Source organism: Nostoc sp. NMS4 (assembly GCF_017115095.1).
Lineage (GTDB): Bacteria > Cyanobacteriota > Cyanobacteriia > Cyanobacteriales > Nostocaceae > Nostoc.
The window spans coordinates 1-4,878 of record NZ_JABXKI010000020.1 but is presented as its reverse complement, the minus strand read 5'-3'; the positions used below and the strand labels follow the sequence as shown (position 1 = coordinate 4,878).

General features: G+C 38.7%; 4 protein-coding genes and 2 pseudogenes. 3 read left to right on the top strand and 3 right to left on the bottom strand.

Annotated features, from left to right (window positions below; genetic code table 11):
• Window positions 1–832 (top strand): carboxylating nicotinate-nucleotide diphosphorylase (gene nadC, locus HWQ37_RS00325; protein ID WP_292742555.1); only part of this gene is annotated, 832 nt, incomplete at its 5' end.
• Between the two features lie 280 nt (window positions 833–1,112).
• On the opposite strand, the pseudogene HWQ37_RS00320 reads toward nadC, so the two are convergent.
• Window positions 1,113–1,247, bottom strand: a pseudogene (locus HWQ37_RS00320) (transposase); the annotation flags it as partial.
• Between the two features lie 2 nt (window positions 1,248–1,249).
• On the opposite strand from HWQ37_RS00320, the pseudogene HWQ37_RS00315 reads away from it, so the two are divergent.
• Window positions 1,250–1,408: pseudogene (locus HWQ37_RS00315) on the top strand (ISLre2 family transposase); the annotation flags it as partial.
• Between the two features lie 390 nt (window positions 1,409–1,798).
• Here the strand turns inward: HWQ37_RS00315 and HWQ37_RS00310 are convergent.
• Window positions 1,799–3,276, bottom strand: a protein-coding gene (locus tag HWQ37_RS00310) for an IS5 family transposase (protein ID WP_292742554.1) whose coding sequence is annotated in 2 segments (ribosomal slippage) — window positions 1,799–1,914 and window positions 1,914–3,276 — 1,479 coding nt in all. Because the reading frame shifts where the segments join, the coding sequence is not laid out codon by codon here.
• A gap of 226 nt (window positions 3,277–3,502) precedes the next feature.
• Between HWQ37_RS00310 and HWQ37_RS00305 the strand changes: the two genes are divergently transcribed.
• A complete protein-coding gene (locus HWQ37_RS00305) occupies window positions 3,503–3,913 on the top strand; it encodes a hypothetical protein (RefSeq protein WP_292742553.1) in 411 nt (136 codons plus the stop codon).
• A 150-nt stretch (window positions 3,914–4,063) separates the two neighbouring features.
• On the opposite strand, the gene HWQ37_RS00300 is transcribed toward HWQ37_RS00305, so the two are convergent.
• Window positions 4,064–4,708 carry a hypothetical protein gene (locus HWQ37_RS00300; RefSeq protein WP_292742552.1) on the bottom strand — a complete coding sequence of 215 codons (645 nt, stop codon included), beginning with the start codon at window positions 4,706–4,708 and terminating at the stop codon, window positions 4,064–4,066.
• Window positions 4,709–4,878: the final 170 nt, after the last annotated feature.

Sequence of the window (4,878 nt, the reverse complement as noted above, 5' to 3'; positions counted from 1 at the left end):
TTTAAACCCTCTGTTGCATGGCTGGTTGTTGGAGGATATTGGTAGGGGCGATCGCACTACAAATACGCTACTAGTAGAAGATGTGACACTAATATCTGCTAAGTGGATTGCTAAAGCTTCTGGGATTATTGCTGGCTTACCCGTTGCTGCGAGGGTGTTTCAGATTTTGAATGAGAAGGTCAGCTTTGTAGCGGTGGCGGATGAAGGTGCATGGTGTGAGTCGGGACAGGTAGTAGCTGAAATTCATGGTTCGCTGGATGCGCTGTTGATGGGGGAACGGGTGGCGCTCAATTTGGTTATGCGGTTGAGTGGGATTGCTACGCTGACTAATATATATGTAGAGAAAATTGCTGATTTACCTGCTCGGTTGGTGGATACGCGTAAAACTACACCAGGGCTAAGACTCTTGGAAAAGTACGCGACTGCTTTAGGTGGGGCGATTAATCACCGTATGGGATTGGATGATGCGGTGATGATTAAGGATAATCATATTGCGGCTGCTGGGGGAATTGGAGAAGCTGTTACCCGTATTCGTTCTCAGATTCCTTATCCGTTGACTATAGAGGTGGAGACGGAAAGTTTAGAGCAGGTGAAAGAAGCTTTGCAGCACAAAGCTGACATTATTATGTTGGACAATATGCCTTTGGATCTGATGCGTCAGGCGGTACAGTTGATTCGCCAGCAGGATAGTCGGGTGAAAATTGAAGCTTCGGGGAATGTGACTTTGGAAACGATTCGGGGTGTGGCCCAAACGGGTGTTGACTATATTTCTAGCAGTGCGCCCATTACTCAGTCGAAGTGGTTGGATTTGAGTATGAGGATTGTACTTTAAATATAAGGAAACTTTTGATTTCTACAGCAATTTTCAGCCCTTCCTTCTCAGCTTAGTATTTTTCTAATTATTGTTGAGGATAATGTTGAAATTCTATTAATCTTCCTTCTCCTCAACGTTGTTTGAAAGCTTTTAGTTTTTCTATTTTATACACCTTTCCATTCGCAGGGAAGTGAACACCAGAAGCAAAGAAAATGCTGGTACTAGGAGGACAATTCCAATCATTAGTTACCCAAATAACTTTAACTGAACGATAAATATTAAGGTTCTATCCCTTCCTTTATGAATAATTAATACCAAAATGCCAAGTTAATAAACTTGGTAATTTGAAATTTTCAAAGTTGCGAAAGCCATAGCCCAATCTTTTAATTAACTTGAGTTTATTATTAACTCCTTCCACAACTTTGCTTACGGTGTCGTCAAGTCGTTAACTTACGCATGAAAGGAAACAGTAAGTTTTGGTTAAAAAATAATGCTGAAATTCTGTTACATCTTCGGTGTCAATGGATAGCTAGAAGCTGGGACAATTTTTGCAATTCTATCTTCAATTCGTTTATCAAACCCCAAACCGCTTGATAAATTTTATACTTTAATTCCGTCTTGAATTAGTTATGAGTTATAATTAATACTAAGTGATTTATTTTGATTGCGGATATTTTTTTAATAATCGTCAAATAGCTTGCTAGTAGTCTTTGTGAGATATCTCATCAAGACTAATTCTCATGCAACTCATTATTAATTTAGTTAATAAAACTACCTTGTACTTAAATGTGGTTTTTAGCGATCGCTTGTTTTTTACCCGATCTCACCAAATCACGTTGCTCCCGTAGCCCAAGACAGGCAATGAGGAGGATAGGGATTTTGTTGAAGTCGAGTTTTTCCATCTATTTAGGGTTTGCTGAAAAAGTAGTAAAAAAGTAAGAGGAGGGTTGACTAGTTATTCAAACAAGGTTCAGATATAAGCCCTTATTGTGTATAAATCCCAAGATGATAATTTTCAGTTATGCAAGACTGTAAAAAAGTTCTATTTTTGAAAAATAGACATAAAAAAGCACAAAAAATCCTTGATAGGTGGGTTATTGATTCATCACTAAAAAAGTAATAGCAATTGCAGTTTGAGAAGTATGAGATAGTTTCGCCATCACCCGATTGAGGCTAAATCTTCTTTTACCTTGCCCAAACTTTCCCTCAATACAATTACGAATTCTCTCAGATTCCAATGCTTGTTTCTTTTTTTCTTTACTAACATTTGCTGGGGGTCTTCCTAAAAGAGGACCACTCATGACAATACCTCTTTCTTTGCACCAAGCTCGGTTTTCTCTAGTCCGATAAATTTTATCAACATGAACCGATTCTGGATAATAACCAGTGAAATTTTTATACGTTTCAACTTGTGCTTTTAAGTCTCCCGATTCATTGAAGTTATCCCAACTAATATGGTCTAAAAATACATATCCCTCAAAGCAACTAGCAGACAATTTTGCACCAAATTCTACGGCTTTACCAGTTTTTCCTCTGACAATTGGACGAATATGTGGTTGGCTTAAACTGACAATGCGGTCGTCAATACTTTGCTTTTTATTTTCATATAACCAGAATTGTTGACGATAGACTTCTGCGACTACAAGCAACATTTTATATTGCCTTTTAGCTAATTTTTTTAGAGATGCTCCTGAGCTGATTAGCTGGTCAATATGAGATAGATTTCTTTTGATATATTGAAGCTGTTTCCTGATTGCTTTTCTTCTTTCTTTTTTTGATACGCGACGTTTCTTAGCAACTTCTAAATAATCTTTTCTTGCTACTTGTCGATACGTTCTTGGTTTTTTATCTACTTGAAGCTTCACCTGTTCATAAAGTAAGTCGATGATTTTTTCTGTCTGCTTTCTCCCTTGATTTAACAGTTCTAAATCTGTCGGATAGCTGATATCACCTGGCGCACAGGTCGCATCTAATATCAATTTCCCACGATTTTTTGGCGTACTATCTTCTTTTCCTTGTTCTGATGTTTTTTTTTCAGTGCTAATCGAAGATGCTGTTTCTAGCATTTTCTTCACCATTTCTTGATTCACTTTGTTAACTAGGTCAGCACTGATTCTTTCACGAAAATGGACTAACATTGATGCATCAAATGGAGCTTCATTGCTATAACGTGACATCCCTATAAAATACTGTAGATAAGGATTTTCCTTTATTTGTTCTACAGTTTCTCTATCACTTATCCCTAGTTTTTCTTTAATTATTAATGCACCTAACGCCATCCTAAATGTCTTTGCGGGCGCTCCCATTTCTCTAGAGAATCCAGAAGAATATTCCTCTTCAAATTCTGTCCAGGGTATTAAAGAAGCTAGAACTACCCAACGATTATCTAATGATAACTTCAGAGAAAACGCAAGTTCAAAGTTTTCTGGTGAGATTGCCGCCTGACCCTGTTTTCGGTACATGGTTACTAATGACACATTTCTGAGCGTTAGTCACGTAAATGCAAGGATTTTGAGCTATTCTACCCTCAAATCTTGCACCTGAATATACTTCTTTGGTCAGATAATCTAGAGACTGCAAGCTTTTCTTTCTTCTTCAGCAACCCCTATTTATTGCCGACGAGGGACAGTAACACAGGCTACAACCAGAGATAATCGCTCATCTCTTAAACAACTACGCGCTAGCGGAGTGTCTGTTCCTTTGTCTATCTGTTTAACTTTGAGCGATGCCTTCGGCGGGCTACGCCTACGTACTTTACTAACTCATGGCCAATTTGAGGGAAACAGAAACAATGCTGGCTACAAGTTAGCACGGAATTTGCTAGGTACATCGGCTTTGCTAACTCAACACCGAATAGTTTATCATCCTGACCCACGCCAGCTATTTGATCGATATTGCGATCGCTGTACACCTCCACTTGAACCAACTGAGGCGGATACAATTTGGCACAGTGCGAATAAAACAACAGCCTTCGCCAGTCGGGACTTTGGCTCAATTGTCATGAGCATTCGTAAATGGAAGTCACACCGCAAATCAAAAAAACAATGTGTAAGAAAACCAAAAAGATTAGTTAACGCGAGGTTGACAAAATCGATGTAATACCCTCCCAATTCTTTACCCATAATTTACCGTGTACACATATCTTTGTACAGGATTAAAACGGTGTGGGACAACTCTCAAATACTTGTGTGTACACGGTAGCCCTATTTTGGGGAGACTATATGACTATTAAAGGTACTATCTCTAGTTTTATTTTCCCATTTTTGGTAAATAAGACTGACGATAATTGTTCTTAGCCATCAGCCTAGCCTCACGCTTTGTCCACTGTTTTTGTAAAGGAACATCAGCTAATTTTTGCAATAATATGAATACGCTATCATCTCCAGTCAACCGAGCGATGATTTGAGCGTAGGCGCAGCCCGTAGTAGACATCGCCTTACAACAACTCCAAGGATGACGCACCACCTGAACTTCTGCAAATCTCACCACACCCCAATTGCGCTCCAAGAAAAAACGGTTACGGATTTTATCATCATCAACATCAATACAGTGGTGAGGTTTACCTGTATCTCCAGTATAAGGTTCATCAATCTCAATATCGAGAGCTAACCCAGAAGATTGATGGTAAAGGATAAAATCGGCTGAGTAACGTCGAGACGAACCAGGAATTTCAAATTCCACCGCTTGACAGATAAGATTCTCTAGAAAAGCACACAGTAAATGGCGAAAAAATTGCTTTTCACTGACACCTTGTTTGGCCGTACCATTTCCATTTGGTAATTGAACGCATCCTTGAAACGAAGCTTTCAGATGCTCTCGACTTGTAAAATCCTTAGTGTATAAACGTCTTACTAGTGGTGGATAAAGAATAATTGGATAGTACCCAGTAAACATAACCACACGTTTGTTAAAAACTGGCTCTTCGGTTACTTTTATGGAGATTGTTCAAATTAATTGAATTATAGTGAATATAATTTAGTGATATTAATGCCTGTAATATAGATTGGACCTGACGGGGCGACAAACAAGGCTGAAAACAAGACCGTGTAAAGAATGTAACGATG